Origin of the sequence: Snodgrassella gandavensis (genome assembly GCF_914768025.1) — a bacterium.
Taxonomy (GTDB): domain Bacteria; phylum Pseudomonadota; class Gammaproteobacteria; order Burkholderiales; family Neisseriaceae; genus Snodgrassella; species Snodgrassella gandavensis.
Genome location: NZ_CAJZCE010000001.1, coordinates 116,944 through 137,019, shown reverse-complemented (window position 1 = coordinate 137,019; position 20,076 = coordinate 116,944). Strand labels below are relative to the sequence as shown.

27 protein-coding genes are annotated in these 20,076 nt (G+C 47.4%); all 27 read right to left on the bottom strand.

Going from position 1 to position 20,076, the window contains the following annotated elements; translation table 11 throughout:
* Nucleotides 1-20: 20 nt before the first annotated feature.
* The 27 genes from lysC to MJ764_RS00550 all read right to left on the bottom strand — a co-directional run bounded on the left by lysC (nucleotide 21) and on the right by MJ764_RS00550 (nucleotide 20,075).
* Nucleotides 21-218, bottom strand: coding sequence for an Rz1-like lysis system protein LysC (gene lysC / locus MJ764_RS11540; RefSeq protein ID WP_420853905.1), 198 nt, complete (start codon nucleotides 216-218; stop codon nucleotides 21-23).
* On the bottom strand, nucleotides 172-507 hold the full coding sequence (locus MJ764_RS00670; protein WP_239323682.1) for a hypothetical protein: 336 nt from the start codon (nucleotides 505-507) through the stop codon (nucleotides 172-174). Before MJ764_RS00670 ends, lysC begins: the two co-directional genes overlap by 47 nt.
* A gap of 2 nt (nucleotides 508-509) precedes the next feature.
* Complete coding sequence (locus MJ764_RS00665) at nucleotides 510-941, bottom strand: M15 family metallopeptidase (protein ID WP_239323680.1); 432 nt, start codon at nucleotides 939-941, stop codon at nucleotides 510-512.
* Nucleotides 942-1,004: 63 nt separating this feature from the next.
* The gene (locus MJ764_RS11400; protein WP_275415202.1) at nucleotides 1,005-1,130 is read right to left on the bottom strand and encodes a hypothetical protein; all 126 of its coding nucleotides are present in this window, start codon (nucleotides 1,128-1,130) and stop codon (nucleotides 1,005-1,007) included.
* A gap of 237 nt (nucleotides 1,131-1,367) precedes the next feature.
* On the bottom strand, nucleotides 1,368-1,631 hold the full coding sequence (locus tag MJ764_RS00660) for a Txe/YoeB family addiction module toxin (protein WP_100114281.1): 264 nt from the start codon (nucleotides 1,629-1,631) through the stop codon (nucleotides 1,368-1,370).
* On the bottom strand, nucleotides 1,621-1,881 hold the full coding sequence (locus tag MJ764_RS00655) for a type II toxin-antitoxin system RelB/DinJ family antitoxin (protein WP_100089862.1): 261 nt from the start codon (nucleotides 1,879-1,881) through the stop codon (nucleotides 1,621-1,623). Before MJ764_RS00655 ends, MJ764_RS00660 begins: the two co-directional genes overlap by 11 nt.
* 229 nt (nucleotides 1,882-2,110) lie before the next feature.
* Nucleotides 2,111-2,446: a hypothetical protein gene (locus tag MJ764_RS00650; protein ID WP_239323673.1), complete on the bottom strand. Its 336-nt coding sequence runs from the start codon at nucleotides 2,444-2,446 to the stop codon at nucleotides 2,111-2,113.
* Nucleotides 2,443-2,919, bottom strand: coding sequence for a hypothetical protein (locus MJ764_RS00645; protein WP_174828674.1), 477 nt, complete (start codon nucleotides 2,917-2,919; stop codon nucleotides 2,443-2,445). The genes MJ764_RS00650 and MJ764_RS00645 overlap by 4 nt, the downstream gene beginning before the upstream one ends.
* A 98-nt stretch (nucleotides 2,920-3,017) precedes the next feature.
* Nucleotides 3,018-3,851 carry a hypothetical protein gene (locus MJ764_RS00640; protein ID WP_239323671.1) on the bottom strand — a complete coding sequence of 278 codons (834 nt, stop codon included), beginning with the start codon at nucleotides 3,849-3,851 and terminating at the stop codon, nucleotides 3,018-3,020.
* Between the two features lie 74 nt (nucleotides 3,852-3,925).
* Nucleotides 3,926-4,501: a hypothetical protein gene (locus MJ764_RS00635; protein ID WP_239323669.1), complete on the bottom strand. Its 576-nt coding sequence runs from the start codon at nucleotides 4,499-4,501 to the stop codon at nucleotides 3,926-3,928.
* 1 nt (nucleotide 4,502) lies between these two features.
* A complete protein-coding gene (locus tag MJ764_RS00630; RefSeq protein ID WP_239323668.1) occupies nucleotides 4,503-5,618 on the bottom strand; it encodes a hypothetical protein in 1,116 nt (371 codons plus the stop codon).
* Between the two features lie 3 nt (nucleotides 5,619-5,621).
* Nucleotides 5,622-6,176, bottom strand: coding sequence for a hypothetical protein (locus MJ764_RS00625; RefSeq protein ID WP_239323666.1), 555 nt, complete (start codon nucleotides 6,174-6,176; stop codon nucleotides 5,622-5,624).
* Nucleotides 6,163-7,683 carry a hypothetical protein gene (locus MJ764_RS00620; protein ID WP_239323665.1) on the bottom strand — a complete coding sequence of 507 codons (1,521 nt, stop codon included), beginning with the start codon at nucleotides 7,681-7,683 and terminating at the stop codon, nucleotides 6,163-6,165. Before MJ764_RS00620 ends, MJ764_RS00625 begins: the two co-directional genes overlap by 14 nt.
* A 9-nt stretch (nucleotides 7,684-7,692) precedes the next feature.
* A complete protein-coding gene (locus MJ764_RS00615) occupies nucleotides 7,693-9,840 on the bottom strand; it encodes a hypothetical protein (protein WP_239323663.1) in 2,148 nt (715 codons plus the stop codon).
* Nucleotides 9,841-9,854: 14 nt separating this feature from the next.
* Nucleotides 9,855-10,433, bottom strand: coding sequence for a hypothetical protein (locus MJ764_RS00610; RefSeq protein ID WP_239323661.1), 579 nt, complete (start codon nucleotides 10,431-10,433; stop codon nucleotides 9,855-9,857).
* A gap of 38 nt (nucleotides 10,434-10,471) precedes the next feature.
* Nucleotides 10,472-13,687: a tape measure protein gene (locus MJ764_RS00605; protein WP_239323659.1), complete on the bottom strand. Its 3,216-nt coding sequence runs from the start codon at nucleotides 13,685-13,687 to the stop codon at nucleotides 10,472-10,474.
* A gap of 13 nt (nucleotides 13,688-13,700) precedes the next feature.
* Nucleotides 13,701-13,925, bottom strand: coding sequence for a hypothetical protein (locus tag MJ764_RS00600; protein ID WP_239323657.1), 225 nt, complete (start codon nucleotides 13,923-13,925; stop codon nucleotides 13,701-13,703).
* 39 nt (nucleotides 13,926-13,964) lie between these two features.
* On the bottom strand, nucleotides 13,965-14,246 hold the full coding sequence (locus MJ764_RS00595) for a hypothetical protein (protein ID WP_239323655.1): 282 nt from the start codon (nucleotides 14,244-14,246) through the stop codon (nucleotides 13,965-13,967).
* A gap of 17 nt (nucleotides 14,247-14,263) precedes the next feature.
* Nucleotides 14,264-14,653, bottom strand: coding sequence for a hypothetical protein (locus tag MJ764_RS00590; RefSeq protein WP_239323653.1), 390 nt, complete (start codon nucleotides 14,651-14,653; stop codon nucleotides 14,264-14,266).
* Nucleotide 14,654: 1 nt separating this feature from the next.
* Nucleotides 14,655-15,341, bottom strand: a complete 687-nt coding sequence (locus tag MJ764_RS00585; protein ID WP_239323651.1) for a phage tail tube protein — start codon at nucleotides 15,339-15,341, stop codon at nucleotides 14,655-14,657.
* A 59-nt stretch (nucleotides 15,342-15,400) separates the two neighbouring features.
* A complete protein-coding gene (locus MJ764_RS00580) occupies nucleotides 15,401-15,757 on the bottom strand; it encodes a hypothetical protein (RefSeq protein ID WP_239323649.1) in 357 nt (118 codons plus the stop codon).
* Nucleotides 15,745-16,227 carry an HK97-gp10 family putative phage morphogenesis protein gene (locus MJ764_RS00575; RefSeq protein ID WP_239323647.1) on the bottom strand — a complete coding sequence of 161 codons (483 nt, stop codon included), beginning with the start codon at nucleotides 16,225-16,227 and terminating at the stop codon, nucleotides 15,745-15,747. The genes MJ764_RS00580 and MJ764_RS00575 overlap by 13 nt, the downstream gene beginning before the upstream one ends.
* Nucleotides 16,228-16,229: 2 nt before the next feature.
* Complete coding sequence (locus tag MJ764_RS00570) at nucleotides 16,230-16,571, bottom strand: phage head closure protein (protein WP_239323645.1); 342 nt, start codon at nucleotides 16,569-16,571, stop codon at nucleotides 16,230-16,232.
* Nucleotides 16,568-16,882, bottom strand: a complete 315-nt coding sequence (locus MJ764_RS00565; protein WP_239323643.1) for a head-tail connector protein — start codon at nucleotides 16,880-16,882, stop codon at nucleotides 16,568-16,570. The genes MJ764_RS00570 and MJ764_RS00565 overlap by 4 nt, the downstream gene beginning before the upstream one ends.
* A 50-nt stretch (nucleotides 16,883-16,932) precedes the next feature.
* Nucleotides 16,933-18,177 carry a phage major capsid protein gene (locus tag MJ764_RS00560; protein ID WP_239323641.1) on the bottom strand — a complete coding sequence of 415 codons (1,245 nt, stop codon included), beginning with the start codon at nucleotides 18,175-18,177 and terminating at the stop codon, nucleotides 16,933-16,935.
* Nucleotides 18,178-18,825: an HK97 family phage prohead protease gene (locus MJ764_RS00555; RefSeq protein ID WP_239323639.1), complete on the bottom strand. Its 648-nt coding sequence runs from the start codon at nucleotides 18,823-18,825 to the stop codon at nucleotides 18,178-18,180. It lies immediately after the preceding gene.
* Nucleotides 18,825-20,075, bottom strand: coding sequence for a phage portal protein (locus tag MJ764_RS00550; RefSeq protein WP_239323637.1), 1,251 nt, complete (start codon nucleotides 20,073-20,075; stop codon nucleotides 18,825-18,827). Before MJ764_RS00550 ends, MJ764_RS00555 begins: the two co-directional genes overlap by 1 nt.
* Nucleotide 20,076: the final 1 nt, after the last annotated feature.

The window sequence follows — 20,076 nt, the reverse complement described above, 5'->3', positions numbered from 1 at the left end:
TGACTCTTTACTTACACGCTTTACTGAATAGTATTTACTAGCGCGTTATGCCGCCTTGCGCAGTCGTTATACTTCCCTACCACCCCAACAGCCCACGGCAAGATGTCTGCGCCTGTAGCCCCGTTTAACGTGCTTAATGCAGGGCATGGCTCTGTAAGGTTGGCTGGAATGCTAGCGACTGCTGACTGCTTCGTTGATGATGCGCACCCCTGAAGCATCCAGACACACATTAGTGTACACAGGAACTTTAACAATCTTTGTAATTTGCGCTTGTCGTTCATCTTGTTTTACCTCATTCTTCGCTTTCTGTTTCTCGTATTCTTGGCTGGCTTTGTTAGCCACCTCCTGTTGTTTGGCCAAAGCTTCCTGATACTGGTGCCGAACTTCTTCCGTGCCCTTGCTATAGCCTTTCTGATACTGCTTGCTGCCGTAGCTAAGCACAGCAAATAGCACCATCAAGGCAAGCAAAGCCCAAGCTCCCACTGCCGGGTAATTAATGTATTTCATCGCTATACCTCAAAATGCGGATAATCTTTAGTCTTTACCCAATCCCCGCCCCAGATCATTTTTACGCTCACTTCTGCTGCGGCTTGTTTCATGGCTTCGGCGATTACCCGGAATTTCTTTAAATCATTCCAATCTACCGGATACGGTACTAAATCCACAGCCTTGCCTGTTGTGTGCTTACTCGCAAACGGATTATTTAACCAGGTTACTTTGCTCAAGCTTGGCTGGGCATATTTTGCCGGCACGCCTTTGATGGAACACTGCTGTGCAGTTCGCCCCTTGCCGTAGTTAATGCAGCACTGTTCACGGCTGCGCAAACCCTCAGTTACCATAAAATCCTGTTTGGTGATTTCAATGGCACGCTTAACTACCTTAACCAGACTCGCATCTACTCCTTGCAGATTTCCCAATGAACGTTGGCTTAATTTGTACATATCAAAACCTTTCATGCATAAAAAAGCAGCCGAAATGGCTGCCTCGTCGTTTGTTATAAAAAATCACCACCATTTAATCGCGCTAATCATTTCAGGCAGTCGCCATGCCAAAATGAGCACAAGCAGAATCAGTGCGGCCGTCCACATCGTTTTACGCAACTCTTTTGGGGTGAAATTAATAGTTTCCATAAGAATTCCTAGATACTTAAACGTAAATCGTTTATCATTGATCACGTTGTTTAAACCTTATTTTTGAATAACAAATGCCCCCAAGGAGTGCGAATCCCTGAGGGCAATTTTTTTGTGTTAAAAAAGCCAGCACTAGGCTGGCTTGAAACGGTTACAAAATCAAATAATAAATTTGTAGCTTTTAATCGGACTAGGAGGGAAATCTCTTAGGGCTAGGCTGAAAGCTACTGCGGACGTCTATTTATCGCTGTAATGTCCTTTGCATTGGATAATCTGGCAACGATTATCGACTATTCTGTAGACAAGTCTGTTTTTGTCATCTATACGTCTACTCCAAAAGCCTGACAGGTTTTCTTTAAGGGCTTCTGGCTTGCCTAGACCCTCAAAAGGGTTACGAGCTATATCATTCAAAAGTGTATTAATTTTTTTTACAGTCTTACGATCTTGGGTTTGCCAATATGTATATTCCATCCAGCTTTGCGGTGTGAAGTCAAAATTCATTCTGCAATTCGTCCAGTGTTTTGCTAACCACCTCGCCCGCGTTGAGTTGTGCAATAGAAACTTTTAATGCTTCCTGATTTTTGGGGCTATAAAACGGGTCTAAGTCGGGTCTGAATGGAAAACCTCTATCATTAACCATTTGTTTTAAAAAAACTCTAACAGCGGTCGTTAAATCCATACCCAAATCATTAGCGATCTGCTGCGCCTCGTCTCTCAACTTATCATCTATGCGAATTTGTAAATTTGCCATATACAATACCTTTTAAAAATCATTGTCTGTTCATTTATATTTCATTACTACTGTAATGATATTTTAAAAATTTTGCAATAGAAATGAATGTGAAACAAAGTTTTGCAGTTGTAGTTTTCAATCCCATCCTAGAAATCTAATCTTAAAATTTGCTCTGTGTTTCAGATTAAGCCAGCACTAAGCTGGCTTGAAACGGTTACATAATGATAAAGGGAACGCAACAGACACCCTATTTCTGCCCATCATCAGTATCACCAATCATCTTCTCTGCCCTGTTACAAACCGCATTAATCAGCTTTTGTGCCATCTTTGGTGCTGTGGCCTTGAATGCATCCAGTAGAGATGTGGAAGCCATACCGGCAAATACACCAGCACCGGCAAATAGCCACGGGTGGTTTTGCGTAAAGAAATATTCCGTTAATGCTGCCGCAAAAACCATGCCTATAACGATGAACGTAACTGTTAGTACTGTCCCATAGCGTTTGTAATCAGACACCACCAGCGCGCCCAGAAAGCCGCCAGCAAGGGCAAAGCAATTGGCTAGTGTGAAAGCCTCGTCCATCATTCACCGCCTTTTTTGTCTTCTACCCGTTTGGTGTGTTTGATTAGATTCCTGCCGGCAAGGGCACAGATGATGGCAATAATGGGATAGGTGGTCATGCCTGTAGACAAAGGCGGGTATGCTGCGATAAATGCCCCGGATATAACAACCCAGATTAATGCCGACCAGATCAGGAAGCAGCCAGACAGGATATTGCTGCGGCTGGAATGAAAAAAGGCAGCAAATAGCTGCCCTGCTGCCACAATTACCAGAATGGCCACGAATATTTTAGGGTGAAGATGCAGGAATTTTTCGTATAAATCCTCTTTAATCATCTCTTCACCATGCAGTGCAAATACAAGGGCAAACCCCAGCATGGCAAACCCGCTTAGCACTTCAATTATTCGTGTGCCGGTACCAAATAACCAATCTTGGAATTTGTCTGGCAAAAAGCGTAAATCAAGCAACCAGTGCAACCATTTAAATGCTTTAAGCATGATGTGCTTACTCCATAAAAATACCGCCACTAGGCGGTTAGTCGTTTAATAAAAAAGCCAGCTACTAGCTGGCTTGGGTTAATGTTACTATCATCGAATCATTCGTCATCGCTATCAGAAAAAATAGAAATTGCTTGCCTATCCTCTTCCATTTTTCCAGCCATTTCTACCATTTCTTTATCCAAACGATCGTATTCAATATCGTAAATAGAAGTCACTTCTCTTTCACTTGCCAATTTTTCATATTCAACTGAGCGAGCTATAGCTTCGGCGCTTTGTTTTGCTAATTCATCAGGGTCTGCATTTAAACAGTTTATTCTATACATAGTGCTGTAAAAATATTCCTTCCCTATCGATTCCGGCCTTTTGCTAGGAATCAACATGGCCTTTTTGGTTTTTACAAGGTACACAAATAGCTGTTTCCCTCCGTAACCTCCTGCGGGAACTCTTGCATTTACTTGACCACAAACAGATAGAAGCTCATTTTTGGAGTTTACAAGTCTTTTAACATTATAAAACTTAGCTGAATCAGGGTCTTTTAATATGTCCCGTACGGCGTCTTTAGCCTCCCACAAAGGCTTGTAATGCTTAAAGTAAACAACCGCCCCTGCAACAACCCCTGCTGCGACCACGCTCGCTAGAATCACATACAGCTTTTTCTTGCTCCGCGTTGTTTTCTTAGGTGGCGGCGGCTTTACCTCCTCAGTCTCTTTAGGTTTGGTTAACTCTCCCAAGACTTCTGGGTGCTCCGCAAATAGCTGTGCATTGTATTTCTTACGCTCTTCTGGGTTTAGCAGCGTAGCTTTGCAAAGCTTTAAATCATCCAATTCTATCAACTGAAGCTGCGCCATTTCCCGCATCGCTTTTACTATTTCTGTATCAGAGGCTGTAGGCGCAACTCCCAAAAGTGCATACAAATTCTTGAACGACATTGACGCTTTTCCTTTGCATAAAAGACAAGAATAACATAATTAATATGAGTAAATCTTTAACATTTTATGTAAATTTATACGTCTGTTGTCGTCGTAATCGTGCTGTTGGTGGCAAGGCCACGGCAGGCATCATTAAAGTCATTACGTAAGTCATAGGACTTATTAGCCACCCTCATATATATCGGTATGGCCTTGCCACCCTGCAACTGTGCGCCCAGCTCAACACCAGCACCACCTACCGCACGATCCAGCCCCGCCTGTGTCAGTGATAATTTGATATCGGTATGCCTGTACGCTTCGCCCAGTACGGTAAACCATGCGCTGCCGGAAGAACCCGAACCGCCGCTATCTATCCACCATCTCGGCTCTTCGCTGCCGGTTGTGCCCTGAGTGATGCACAGGTAAATATAGCCATTAGGGTGGCTTGGCTCAATTATGTTGCCCCAATAATACAACTTGTTAGGCTGCCATTTTTTTATCAGGTCAACCGGCTTGAGTATGATTTGCGCATCGGTTTGCGGTTTTAATACTTCGTCACTCTGGTTGCTACCAAAATACAGCACTGTATCAAGAATGCCGGTGCCGTTAAATGCAAGGCGGATATTGGCCGGCTTCTGCATTTTTTTATCTGCATATAACATAAAAGCCATTTTAATCCTCACTGTTCATACAAAAAGTGCCCGGCTTAAGTGGGTCTTGATCGCCTGAACCACCAATGTTAACTTTATCGTCGCCATTGCCGCCCGAACCACCGTTGCCACCCGAACCACCGTTGCCGCCCGAACCACCGTTGCCGCCCGAACCACCGTTGCCGCCCGAACCACCGTTGCCGCCCGAACCACCGTTGCCACCCGGCGGGTTATTGCTGCCATTGCCGCCACTATCGCCGCCGCCGGGGCTTACCTCTTTTGTCTCCGTGTAAATTTCGGCCAGCACTCCGCCACTTGGCTTGTCTATGTAAATCACGCCCTGATCATCATTATCATTGTACTCACCCAGCAGGGTACCGAATTCATCGCCGGATAAAGCATTGCTGTAGACTTTAGCCTGTGCTATACCACCGTTAAAGGCGGTTATTTCCTCTTCGTTTTCATATTCCACCCATGTGTCTGTATTAAAGTCAAATAGCCAGAAATAGTTGAACTCTTTCAACGGCTCTATGTTTAATCGATGGTAAGTGAACTTATGATAAATGCCGGCCAGTCCGAAGCCGTCACTACTGCTAAAATTCAGTCCGATGCTGCTCCAGCGATCGTTATTGTTCAGGTATATGCCGGTTTGGTTTTTTGTTACGTCCTTATTTTCGGCATTGCGCTGGCGATAGTAAGTGACAATCTGTAAATCCTGAACAGCAATAATCAGTAATTCATCCCGCTCATGTTCCCCCTCTTCGCCATACAGTACGCATAGAATCAGGGGGAAGCCGGCAAATTGTCCCGGCTTAATGCGGATGGTTAGTGCATTGCCGTACAGAATTGATTCGGAAGAATTGGTTAATGCGTTGCTGCTTGGATTGTTCTCGGCTGTTTTGTAGCTATTGAGCAATAAGCCCTCATCGCTGCCATGAATCGGGTTGATCGCACCTTTTCCGATTTGAGTATTCTGTGGCACGACATAGCGGCCGCTGATTTCGTCCCGCCATTCGGTATTGCTCTGATACTGTGCCCGCCCAAAGGGGAATGAGGCAATCGCAGATGGCGCAATTTTGCCTAGTGGCCGGACATAACGCCAGCCGTTATGCATATAAACTTTTAGTAACATGCCCATTGTTTAGCCTTTTAATAGTGTTGCGTTTGCAAAATCCGGCAATTGGTCTGCGCTATCAATGCCTTTTAATTCCAATAACATTTCATCGCCATCACGCATATGTGTAAACACGACGGGATAACCCGCCGTTTCGTCACCATCTTCTGCTGGTAGCAGTATCTGTGTACTGCCGTTGCGCGCATCTATAATTAAGGTATTCCTGTCATCAATTTGCCATCTGACGTTGACATGGGTTATTTGCTTGGGCTGAAAGCTCTGTGCTGTAGGTGCGCACAAGATGCGTGTCCCTGCTGGCCATGCAGCCGGCGTTGTTTCTTCCATACCAGCGCGGCAGATTATCAGGCTGTTGTTATACTGGTTATAGACGTCTATGAGCTCATATTCTGCCGCATCGGCACTTTGTAAGGTTAGCCGCATGTAATGCCGTCCACGGCTCATCGGTATGGCCTGTAAAAGTAATTCTGTGGATTCTTCATCAAGGATTAGCTCGGCATCTTTTTTGTTTAGTGCCAGCTCTTCGACCAGGGTGGTGCTGAAGTTGTTTTTATAGCATCTCATTGTTGTTGCCTTTTTCTTCTTTGGGTGCCAGTGTGTAATCGCCGTGCATGATCTGCCACGTTTTACCCGCTGCTGCGCTGTGCAATAAAAAACCACCTTCGGTTAAGGTGATGCTGTAGCGGTTTTCTTCTTCATCCTTGAGGTTTAAGCCACTTAGATTTTTCAGATTTTCGGGCAGTAGTTCTGGGTCAACGGGATGCGACGGTATAAATTTGCCTGATTTTGGGTCAAATTTGAGATCGATGATGGCACTATCCGGGAAGATGTCCACGCTCCATAATCGGGTAATGCCTTTCTCTGACAGGGTGATGAAAGGGACATTCATGTCTTCGCCGGTCTCGTTACCATCTTCATCGTATTTATTCCGATAGTAAAAGGTCACGTCCTGTTCAAAGTACTGTTGTACACCCTCTGAGTAGTCAAACGAATGGATGAAATGGTCAGCAAATTTAACGTTAGCCACATTATCCGCGGTGATTTCTTCATCCCGGGTAATGCCTGCGCTTTGCAGGGCATAATCTTTAATCAGGCCAGCGCCGTATACCAGATCATCGGCAAATTTCCAGCGCGATTCATACACTTTGTAATTATCGGCCGAAATTCCCCAGTAAACATCTTTCGCATTAAAGGTGTGGTTGTACGCGGAGCCATATAGAAACGGTTTGGCCGGTGTTTCCCATGTATAAACTTTCTCCCCATCTTCGGGAATTTTTTTACCTGCATACTGTTCAGTATCGCTAATCAGCATGGCTGAAGCTCTATTTTTTTCGGTTATGAAGCTGTTTTTCTGCTGATAAAAGGCATATACCTCTAACATTGTATTGCGGTTATATTTACTATCTTTGTTGATGTGGGTGCAGATAAAATCAAAAATCTGTTTAACTGCTTTTTTGTACTCCTCGCGATTGGTGGCCAGTAGGTTTTCTTTTATCGGGACGGTTGTAAAAAATGCTTTGGCGTTTAATGCGTTGGTTTTCAGCATTTTATACATTGTATCTTTAAGTGTACCTGCGCTTTTCCGTATGTTATTAATTCCTATATGATTGGTTTCGCCCGGCCATGGTAATGGCGTGTTTAATATATCCAAGCCTAAAAACCAATGGGCTAAACCAAAGAAGATATGATCTTTTGTAAAACACCTACCGGTTAGTATTGCTTCATAGTTGTTTTTAAGCTGCAATTTGTACCATATGTAAGCGCTGAAACGTTCTACGTCGCTGTTTTCGCAAATTGTGGCACTGGGGTCAAGAAATATGCGCACCTGCCGGCCGGTGTTTGCTTCAAACAAGCCCTCAATCGCGCGTGCGCTGGCAATGGATGGTTGGCCGTTGCTGTTGAAATGTAATAAGGCGTATTTGTCCAGACAGGTATTGCTTTGGGGCATATCCCCACCATACGGCATTTTTGACATTCCTGTGGCGCCGAGCAGTCGCGGGCGGTTGGGGGTGCGCTCATAGCCGGGGCGGTGGTTACCAAACAGTTTGCGGAAATCTTCTGCTAGGCTCATGTTCATTACTCATTTTTTATGACAGGTTAACTGTGGAGATGGCTCGTTGTGCGGTATGGCCAGATTAAATGTTTGATCGGCGGCATTAACGTCCAGTGTGTCGGTGCTCTTCTCTTCTATGTCCGGCGTCTGCACTCTGAATGCGATGCCGCGTTTCATTTTGGTACCTTTAAAGGTGTAACCGGTTTCTTTTCGTACATAGCCATTGCATTCATAGAGTTTGAATTTTGGCTTGCCGATAATGGCGGAATTGCCTTTGTCTTTTTCTTCCTCTTCTCTCTTTTCGTCCTCATCTTTGTCCGCATTCGGGTCTTGCTCAATCACGTCAACGCCATAAGGGACGATATAGTCGTTTAATACGAATTCCTGCTGAAATGTTTCACAGGGCAGTTGTGGCCGCTCGCGCGGTGGCTCTACTTGGCTGAATGTCTGTGTGCGGCTGCCGGGATTCATGAAGAATTTACCGGTCAGGGTGGTTTTGCCGCGCTTGCTGGTAAAATCCCAGCTATGGCTGTATGCCGCTATTTTGACGTTGGCGTTAAACCGTTTTGTGTCCACATGTACGCTATGGGTCAGGCTGGCGAACGGTAAGAACTTGCAATCCATGGTTATGCTGTTCTGCCGGTGGCTTTCCAGCATTCTGGTATAGCCTATCTGCACGGCAACCTGATAGCCGTTGGCAAATTCTCCGGGGATAACGTTGTCGATATTGGTTGTATAGTCGCCATTTAACTGCTTTATCCCTTTTGGCCTTTTGTAATGCTTTTCACTGCCCCAGTTTCTGGCCATTTTGTCATCATCACTTTCATGGTTGATGCTGTAGGTAATTTTTTCCTTTTTTTCGCCATGAATGGCAATGGATTCCTGATTCTGTAAGACAATGATGTACTTTTCATCAATTGCCTGTTTCCAGCGGCGCATTGCTTTCCATGAAGCGGCCAGCGCGTATAAATTGCTGTCGCTGCCGATTGGAATCTGCACTACATTGACAATATCGTGGCCGTTTTCGTCCTTTTCGCCGGTTGGCTCGTAATCGTATTTGTAATCGGCCGCTTTCCATATCACACCGTTATACACGCCCGGGGGCGGTGTGCCTTTAACCCACCATTCGCCGGTTGTCCAGCCACCGCCATTTGCCGCACTCTGGACATCGGCCAGTTTCGGGGCGGGCCCCTCTGCGGCCACTTTTATGATGTAATCAAAATCATTCATAAAGCTAAGGTAGCGGTAACTAAAGCTGATTTCTCGGTGAATCAGGCGGTCAAACTGGTGGTGTAATTCGATTTCAACCCGGTTGACGATGGAAACGGCGCTGCTCATCTCTAAGGCCATATTGGCTTCGTAAACATCGCAATCGCTCAGTGTCCAGTCAGCTACTGGTTTAGGCAGCCAAGATGTCAGATGCGCCTGTTCTCGGGCATCAAAATCAAGTGAAGCCGGTATGGTGCTTAACCGGTCGGTGAGCTGCGCGTTTTTGGTCTCATAATTCTGCTCTTCACCAAAAATCGACGGCGACCAGTAGCCAATGCCGTGGATGGTGTCAATGCTTAATTTTTCGACTGATTTGCTGCGGTCTTTGGTGGCGTTGAGGATGCGCAAACGGCCTGAATAATCTATTTTGGGCATATCTATCAGGCCGGAGAATATCGGGTACAGGTATTTATCGGTCTGCGCGTAAATAACGATCTGCCGGTTATAGTACTGGTATATGTCAATTGCGCCGCATGACTCCCGCAGGTACAGGCTGGCCGTGGCTGATTCGCTCTCGGCAAAATGCACTTCACAGGTGCGCACTACGTTACACAGTTCAACACCGCCCACAAATATTCTGATAGCGTATTTCTCTCCATCAAAGCCCTGTGCACATCTGGCGCGCATAAAGCGGTTGGGTGCGGGGTTTAGTACCTGCTGGCTAAGCTGTAGCAGTTCGCTGTCGCATACCGGATTGACTACCTGCGCTATATTGAGTAAGTCGCCACCGCTGTCTGTTTTCTGGTAAACATGGCAGGTTAGGGTTATTAAATCTTCGCTTTGCTCTATGGTGCGTACGGTACAGCCGATGCGGATTAATTCGATGCCGTCGCTGGTTGCTGCCTGCGCTGTATCGCCGCTATCGGTAGCCAGCAGGGTGTTGTTGAGTAAAGACGAACCTAGCATGTTTCACTTTCTGTTTATGCTGTTGTTTCGGTGATGGTGGCATTGAGCCTGATGCTGATGCATGGGTCGGAGCGGTCGCTGCGGACGCTGTTGTTGGTATTGGTGACGCGGATATACACCGGTATGGCCTTGCCACCCTGTAGCTGTGTGCCCAGCTCCAGCGCAGCACCGGCATTTGCTGTGTCCAGTCCGGCATACGTCAGGGCTAGCTGGATATCTGCGGGCTGGAATTTCGCCCCCAGATTGATAAATGTTGTACTGCCTGAACTGCATTTGCTGCCGCGCTCTGCCCGCCATGCCGGTTCGCTGCTGCCAGTCTGGGCATTGTCCAGACACTGATACATGCAGCCATTGGATGCGATCGGCTCAATAATATTGCCAAAGCTGTACACGTGGTTTGGCTCCCATTTTTTCAGGCGGCTGGCTGGCATCAGCATGATTTGCTGGTCTGCTTTTGGTTTCAGTACTTCGTTGGGGTACGGGCTCCCAAAAAACAGCTTGAACTCATTTTTGCCGGCGCCATTAAAATCCAGTTGATAGGGGTTGCTGGCTTCTATTGTCATCTGGGCATCGGTATACAACATAAAGGGCATGGTTAAACCTCATTAAAAAACCGGCCATCTGGCCGGGGTTATCGCAAATCACTGGCAACGCTGTGTAGCGTATTCTTGAGCATTTGCTTGAATTCATTGGCACCATTGGGTGCATCAAAAAGTGCTTTTAAAGTTACGTTCTTGTTGCCGTTGCTGATTTCCACCTTGATGGCCTCCGTCACTTTAATCATGTCGTCGATATCTTTGGTGGCATCTTTGCCTGAGCCAAAGCCGGCTGGCGCCATCGGGGCTGACATTAGGTTGACATCAGGTGCAGATGGCCGGCGGCCACTGATAAAGGCAAAGCCGCCCATGCTCTGTTCTTCTTCCCGCTTCTTTTTCCAGTAGGCCTCTTCCCGGGCGCGGTACTCTCGACTAAAGATACTAATCGGCTTGTCCTTATCTGCGTGGCTGCCGTTCTTTAACTCTTCCGCCGCCTCTGATAAATCCTGCGCCGCCGCTTTGGTATCTTTTTGTGCTTCATCGAATGATTTAATCTGCTTGAGCATGGCCTCGGCATAACGTAACTGCTCCGGCGTGGCACCATTCTTGCGCATGCCGTATAGCTGCCGCTGAATGGAATCCATGCCCAATGTTTCAACCTGCTCTTTTAAACCCTCCAGTGTGGCCATAACAGATTTTTGTTTCTGTATCTGCTCAGTTAATGCATTAACTGCCTGTGCCTGTCGTATCTGTTCATCGGTGGCATGGGTCAGCCCCAGCCGGAATGCAATCAGGCCGTTTTTACCGCCAATCAGTTCTGCCCTTGCCTCCTGTGCCTGCTGTACCATGTCTTTCAGGGTCTGCTGGTTTTGCAACTGCTCCCGGTATAGCTTGCTTTGCGCCATGGCCTGCTTGGCCTGTTCCATCTGCGCGCTGGTGGCATTTTGCGTTGAAAGTTTGAATAAAGTTAATCCCTCCTTTCCGCCCAGTAACTCAGCCTTCGCCTCAGCAGCGCTATTCCCCAACGATTGCAGGGTTGATGCCACCGCTTTGGTGTTTTCAATCTGCTTTTTCCAGTATTCATTTGTTTCTAAAACAAATTTATATTCTTTTAACTCTTCAGGTGTTCGTGTGCCGTCGTCTGCTTTTGCTAAATTAGCAGCAACATTTTCCGACACCCCACGAGCCATAAGCTGACTTTGCTTATAAAGAAGCTCATTGCTCTGTTTTTGCGAATCAATTAACTTCTGAAAAGCTTCATCAACCTTTTTTACACCCGCCTCCGCAGCCTGTGTTTTTTCCTCCGCAGTTTCAAATAGGGGCACGTTTCCGCCATAGGCGTTCATTTCCTTAGCAGCTTCATTACTTTGTTTGCGTAGCTGATCAACCCCGTAAAGTGCTTCCTCAAGGGCTTTTGCTGTCTTGGAACCCGGTTTTACATCAAGTAGCTTAAATGTCTCATCTTTTGCCTGCTCCGCTGTTATTTCGCAGTTTTTTAATTTTTCCTCTATCTGTCTAATTTGATTTAGTGACTTATCAAGCTTAAAAGCCGGCACTTCCTGAAAAGCTATTGACTTAACAACCATTCCAGCAATTGCCTTGTTTCTTCGCTTAATGATGTCGTTATAGTTTTTTTCCGCCTCGTTTCTCAGATGCGTTTTTTCTGTTGTATCTGCGGCGGCGTATTTTTCTTTTAGCTCTTCTATGGTTCCTATCTGCGCCCGGAGGGAATTGGTGGCCACATCGGTCGCTTTACTGATTTCATAATAAGTAAATGCTGCTGTGGCCAAGCCGGCAACCAAACCAACCCAGCCACCTTTGGCCATGCCAGCAACGCTGCCGACTGCGCCTACTGCCCCTGCCACCCCTGTGGTACCTGCCGCACCTGTGGCGGCACTGCTCGCCTTGGCTGTCGCCAGAAATTTAGCTGCGGCCGCCTCTTTCAACATGGCAGCAGTAGATTTTTCTGATGCGGCAATTTCGGCGTATTTGCGGATAATCACTGCTGCAATGGATGCGGCATATTTGCCGGTATAGACGGCAGCCACGGTACCGACAACCGTTGCAACCGTCCCCAGATGATTACCCAGCCATTCCATCATTGCACCCGCTTTGCGGCTGGCGCCGGTGGTTTCGTCCAGCGCGCCAACAAAGGACATCACTTTGTTTTTAAGGGTGGTGGCAGACTGGCCAATGGTCTTGACCATCTTGCTAAATTGCGCATCAACGACTGGCGCCTGCTTTAATATGGCATTGGCCACGGCCTCGGATGTCAGCTTGCCGGCAGCAGCCAGTGCACGTAATTGCCCGACTGTTGTCCCTAATCCTTTGGCTATTGTCTGCGCCAGCCCCGGTGCCTGTTCCAGTACGGAATTTAATTCTTCACCGCGCAATGTGCCTGAGGCAAACGCCTGTGATAACTGCACCAGTGCCGCCGCTTGTGATTCAGCCGAGCCACCACCGATTACCATGGCTTTATTGATGGTATCGGTTAGTTTCAGCAGCTTGCTGCCGCTGATTCCGGTCTGGTTCTGCGCCGTGACCAGCTTGTTATACAGTTCGGCCACGGTACTCAATGACTGGCCGGTGTTGTTGGCGCTGGCCATTAACTGGCTGCGCACCTGTACTAATTCGGCAGTAGAGTTAATCACCAGCTTCAAACGGTTGTTTACCGTTGTCCAATCATCCGCCATTCCGGATAACTGTTTCATGCTGCCAATGCCCAGCATGGCCACGGCCAGATGCTTTGCTTTAACCAAGGCCGTATCCAGCTTGGCATTAAATTCAGTCAGGCCTTTAACATCAATATCCCCGACTTTGACTGCAACCGGAGGCAGTGCATCCATTTTTGCCGCTGTTGGTGTGGCCGCTTTGGTTGGCTCTGGTGCCGCCGGCCGCGCTTTTCTCATGGCGGCAAGGGCGGCTTCTTCCGCCCTGAGTTCCCGCATACTGATTGTGGCCAGTGACAGCAATTCATTTTGCTTGCCAAAGTCCAACAGATATCTATTTAAACCGGCAGAATTATTCTCGTACTCGCCACTAACCTTTTTTAATTCTTCCTTGTACTTGCGTACGGATACGGCAGTCTGTTTGAATGCGTCTACCTGTTCCATGGTGACGCCCAGATTTAACAGGGTTTGGGCTCTGGTGGCAATGACTGCATCGGTCAGGCCGTTAACACTGCGGGCAGACGCCTGATAGGCGCGTGTCAGTGCCTGTGATGCTTTTTTGGCCTGCTCTTCCGTGCTGCGTATGCCGGAAATAAATCCGCGCGCGTCGATACCCACGCCTATGGTTAAATCTTCTGACATATCTATACCTTTACTACCATTTATCTAATGGGCAATGTAAGCCCCAGATTTTTGCTTTGGGCTTGATAAAACAGCCACACTGCGAACATCGGTCAAGAATGTGCACCGGTGCCCCGGGTGGGGTACCTGCTACCCAGCGGTTGATTTCCGCGCATGTCGTACAAATGGCTTGTTTGCGCTCATAGTTGCTACTGCTGTCGCGCTGCGCCTGTGCGCTCTGATTACAATCACATCCCATACAACGCCCTATAGAAAACAGCGGCACTTGGCCGCTGTGTTAGTCGAATGAATCCAGAAACGCGTCAACTTCATCTGCATCATCGTCACCACCTGAATCCGCAACATCCTGACTGTCGGTTTCATCATCCGCCAGATCAGGTAATAACAGGTCTTGCAATTGAATTTCATCATTGCCGGCCGCCCGTGCTGTGACTAGGGTGTTATAGGCCAGATACTGCTCAATACGCCATTGTGGGAAGCCGAAGCGGTTGTAATAATTCAGATAGCGGTTAAATTCGCTTACCGGCCAGCCGTCAATTTCTCTGGCCGGGATATGCAACAGAAAAGACAGCTCAATTATGAATTTTTCGCGTCTTGTAACTGCTTTTTTAACCCTGCATCTCCGTTGATCAGGAAGAAATGATCTTGTACGGCCGCCAGTACTTTGCTGGGCAGGTCAGCCAGAAACTCCAAATCTTCGCGGCTATCCGGGTAAAACATGGGATTGCCATCCTGGTCGACAATCATCAGCGCTTTTTCGCGCACGCCGTTTAAACCATCATCGTAGCTGCTTTCAAATTCGCTGCACCGCTGAAAAAAATCGGTCATTTCGCGCACATTCAACATCTTGACATGCAGATGGCCATCGTACGGAGCAATATCCGGTACGGCACTGATTACTGCCTTGCGCATATACTGGCGGGCGGCATTGATAAAGGCTTTTTTTGTGTCTGCGGTGTTGGTCATCTTATTTTGCTCCTGTTGTCATATCTAATTTACGGCTGCGGCCATTAATTTGCAGTTCGATTGAAAACTGCCACTTGTCACCACTTTTGCCATCCCAGTCCAAGCTGGTGATTTTTACCTGATAACCGCGCATATACTTGCTGCCTTTGGGTTTTAAGGAAAAAAATATGGTCTCCAGCTCCTCGGCCATCTCTTCCAGAAAATCCTGAACTTCTTTGTCTGGCACCCACAGGCCGGACAGGCTAATGGTGCCCGGCTCTTTTTCCAGCTCTGTAACAGCGCCCTCATCGCAGATGGTAGTTGCATCGATTGTTTTAGTCTTGATCGCCGCTATTTTGACGCTGGTGGCATCACAGAAGCTGTATCGTTTCACGGTGGTAAATTTAGCATCGGTCACTGTGCCGATATCTTCCCCGTCCAGTGTCATCAGCGCAAATGAGTCTTCGTTACTCACGCTAACAAGATAATAGCCATTAATGGCTTCGTTTTCGACGCTCTCAACCCAAACCGCATCACCCGTTTTTAAGCCATGACCCACAGATGTGGCGATGGCTGGTTTAGTGTTTGTTAATTCACTAATAACTTTTGTCGGCGTCTCCGGCAGGTCGTAAAAGTAAGTGCGGCTATTAAAACTCATCCCGCGCTTCGCACTTTTCTTAATAGCCGGTTGCCCTTGTGCTTTTGCCATAACAAAACTCCATAAAAAAGCCACGGGTAACCGTGGCCTGTATAAAAAACAATTGTCAGTTAAACAATCAGATAATCAAAGGTTGCCTGATATTTCTTTCTGTCAATATCGTAAGAAAAGAATGGCGCTGTTTTAAGCAGGCACTCAACTTCGTTGCTAGCCTGTATGGTATCCATCACCTGCTGCACACATTGCGCGCGCTCCGGCGCCGTGCTGGCATAAATATCCACCTGCACCCGCGGGTTGAAACTCTGGTAACAGTTTGTCGCCTCCACTTGCCCGGAAACAAGCACATAGCGCATGGCTGGCCACATGGCCGGGTCTGTGGCGCTGTTCTGCACCGGTATCAGGTCTGGATAAACACGCCCACCGCACAAGTCCTTTATGATGCTGTAAAAAATAGCTATTTCTTCCATTCTTTATGCACCTCTTCCAGCAATATTTTGGTTGCTTCCTTTTTAGCCTCCCCGCGTTTATTGTCATAGGCTGTACGCATAAACGGGTGTGGCTGCGGCATGTTAATACCGTATTCCACAAAGGTGGCAATCTGTTTTGCTCCTTTGGGAATTTCCTTGGAATTGGATACGGTAACAATATGCTTGGAAGTCAGCCCGTGCCGTTCCGAGGCAGGGATGCGCTTCATGATGATGCTGCGCCCGACATGGCCGGGCTGCACTACTGTACAGGTTTTGCCGCCCTTGCCGTCACTGTTGTAAACCCGGTAAGGTTTTGGTGCCTTGTAGGCATTGTTTTTTGCCTCGTCCCGGATGATGGCCGCACCTTTGCCGGTGGCTTTTTTGGCGATGTCTTCCTGAACGCTCTTACTAAGTCGCCTTAGCCTTTTCTGCAACCGCTCCAGTCCGTTAACCTTAAAGTTGAATGCCATTTTTAACCCTCGTTCATGCCCGTGATACAGGGTAAATTAATTACTTCGGGGTGAATCGAATCCGGTAATACTGCCTGAATATTGAAAATACTGCCTTTGTACATAATCCGGTATTCAGGGGTAATGTTGGCTGTCAGTTTGCTTGTGCGCACCTGTATCGACACGGTACAACTTGCCGAATCCAGCCCGTTTTTAACAAATTCACGGCCAGACAGATAGGACATGTTTGCCCATACTTTGCCGACATCAACCCAGTTTTTTTCAATATCCCCCAGACTGCCCTTGCTGATTTGCGGGCGTTGAAGCAATACCCGTTTATCCAGTTTACCTGCCGCGATACTCATGCATCCCCCCACATAATCCGGTACGGCTGCAATAAAAACCCAACACCAAAAGGCAGCCATGCTGAATTCATTGCAGAAACTGCCTCACGGTTTTTATACCAGTTGGCGGTTAGCAGCAACATTGCCATGTCGACTGCGGAGTTATACAACAGGCCGGTTGGGTCTGTATCCGGTACTTCATTTTCGTACCAGTTGCGTCCGGTGAACTGTTTTACTGTTTCCTGTGCCGCTGCTAGATAAATTCTAAGCAAATCATCTTCGCTATCGTCATCAATCCGGCAATTATTACGAATATCTTCAATACTAATCATAATCGCCCTCAGCCGCCCCGTCAGGGGCGGAATAAACGGTTTTGGTTTGTTTAGGAATTCGGCGGCGTAGGTGGCGTAGGCTGTGTACCCTGAACACCCTGCAATTTACCCGTTACAAATGCATCTTTCCGGTAAATAGCCAGTGCCAGCCGCTCCTCGCACAATATGGTTACCATATTGCGAATAAAATCATCCTCGTTATTAAAGGCGATATTAATACCCATATCCCAGCGGTCAAAGATTTGTGCCCCCATTTTGAAAGCACCAGTCAGAAACTCGCCTTGTTTCATAGACGGCGTGGCCACAACTGGCTGCCCCCATAATGTCGGAATTGCCTGCCCCTGCGGATTACCAATGACATAGCGGCCAATGTCATCCTTGGCCATTTCAATTTCTGCCCATTGCACCGGATTAAGTACATGGCCGGTAGCACTGTAGCCAGACAACACCACCTGCAGCATGGCCAGACGTAACTGGTCAATAATGGTAAAGTCCTTGACGTTGCTTTCATTTTGAAACTTTGTAGCGTTAGGTATCAGGCCTGTTAATTGCGTGCCACCACCTGCGCCATTTAATAGCTGCTGCTCTTCCTTGAGTTTCAGGCCGTACCGCAGGCGGCCATCAATCATAGATTGCAAGCCGGACGCATCACTTAATATCTGTCTGGTTGCTTTAAGCCAGTGGGCAATAGTTACAACCGGCACCGTTTCCTGCACATAGTTTAAATGTGATTCAGGCTTTGTCTGCCCCTCAGGTACTACATCAGCTTTATTTTCAAAAAAGTCTTCTCTGGGTACGATTATCATGTCGCTATCGGTATTGCCCGGCGTAAGCAAATCACGCACCATTAATCGCTGCTCCGGCAAGGTGACAGTACCAACAACGTGCGGCTGTACTAATGCACCGGCGCTGTAACCTGTGTTGTCTGAACCGCCCAATTCTTTAGTATTAATAGGAATGCGCAGATGCTCGTGTCGTGATATGTTGGCGCCGTTTTTAAACTGTTCAGACTTAACCACCATACTCCCCAAAGTCTGCTTGCCCTGCGGGGTGACTGGATTGCGAGCCTGCGCCTGTTCCATATCCTGCACTTGCGACTTGAGGCCGTTAACTTCAGTCAGCAGCTTGTCAACGTCGTTTTTAAGTTCTTCGGTAACTTTGTCACCTTTTGCAAGCTTGCCTTTAAGCTCCTCGCCAAGTCCCTTAACTTCGTCAACGGCCTTATTAACCGCCTCCTGCTTTTCTTTCAGCACTTTAGCCAGTTCACCTGCTTTGATTTCATCTGCATCAGCCATCTAGTTAGCTCCTAAAATTCGTATAACTTCGTCTATTTCAGACACGTGGTTGGTTGGTGTTGCCTTTTGTGACAACGAAAAAAAACCGCTGTCGTGAATGACAGCGGCCTGCTTTGCATTAAATCCGTTTTGTATTAACAGCGCTTTGAACTGTTCAGATGAGGGTAAGCCATAATCATGCTTGACATAGTCCACCCTAGCTTCTGGATTGGCTGGAAAAATGACGACGGATATTTCATATAGTTTTACTTCGATCAATTTGTTGGTATCTGTTTGCCGGTCGTATTCCTGCCGCTCGATGCTATAACCAATAGACAGGCCATCAATCGCCTTGGCCTGCAATAATGCATGCATTTCCCGCGCTTTTTCTATCTGGTTGATCAACAATTTACCCTCGACATACAGCCCTCGTTCATCTTCAACCAGTTTGGTATAGCAGCCAATAGGCGCATTCCAGTCATGATTGAATAACACTGGTGGCATGCGGCCGCGGGCTTCCCACTCCGCCAGCGACTTTGCGAACGCTCCCGGCACTACCACATCACCATAAGAATCTACATTGCCATTTATAGAACCGTAACCCGAAAAAAAACCGTCTTCTTTGACGGATTTAATTTCAAGCGGCATATCAAGACGTTTTGTCTGCATCATTCGTGCCTCTTTAATGTTTCATTTGCTGCATGATTCAACGTACCCATATTTAACTGCACGGTTAATTCGTCCCCGCCCTCCACTGCCGGCAAGTCTTCAAGGTCGCGCACATGATTGCGTGTGTATATTCCGTTTTGCACCATTGAGGTATAAAAGCTGGCGCGATTGGCGGGTGAAGCGCGCAATAACCCCTCGGTATTAAATTTGGGCGTATAAATCTTGCGCTCCGCCGGGCTTAACAGTTTGCGCGTAATCGTCTGCTCAATCCGTGCCAGCTTCGGCACCATTACAAACGCCTGAAAACTAAGCACCGTATTTTCGTAACTGGATGCCCAGCTAGACGATTTACTGGTATGGCCAATTAATTGCGGTGGTACCGAAAAACAGCGGCAGATTTCCTCAATGCCAAACAGGCGTGATTCAAGCAGTTGTGCATCAATCGGGCTTAATGACGGCGACCGGTTTACAAGGTCAAAACCACCCTCAAGTATTGGTGTTTTCCCTGCGGCACTTGCCTCTGAAAACTCTTGCAGCCATTTGCGGGTTTTCTTACGCTGCTCTTCATTCAATATCGGCGCCCCGCCTTGCCCTGTACCTCTGTATACAAGTACGTCGCGCCCTTTGAAGCGATTCTTGTAATCGTGTGCCGTAGTATCATTGGCTTCCATTTGCAAGCCCATGATTTCCGCGCCATGGGACAGCGGCGAAAGCCCGGTTATTCCGTCCATGGTGAAATCTTTCAGATGAAAGACATCCCGGCCGGGTAGTTTTCGCGTTCCGTCTTTTTCATTGTATTCATACACTACCGCGCCCGTTTGCAGGCGGGTGATGTTCATTCTGGCCGCATCAAGCACTTCCAGCGATATAATCCGCTCGCCTTTGCGTTTGATTTCAGCAAATGCATTGCCATATATGTCTATTGAAGTCATCAATGCCTGCCAGAATTCGCATGGATTCATGTCGGCATTGGGCGCATAGCGAAAGATGTCATACAAAGGATGCTCGGTAGCAATCTTTTTATCCGCAGTTCGCAAGGCAAAAGGCAGGGTGGACACCAGTCCGGAGCGTAAATTAATACATGCCCACACCGCCGAAAGCTTTAACGCTTTCTCTGGCGTCACCATGACACCACTAACCGACGATGCGCTGTCAATTGCCGCAAAACTCTCGCCTTTGCCTAGCTTTAACTGTGGCCTGAAAGCATTCAGAATGCGGCGGAAAAAGCCAGTATCCTGTAAATCAGCCATT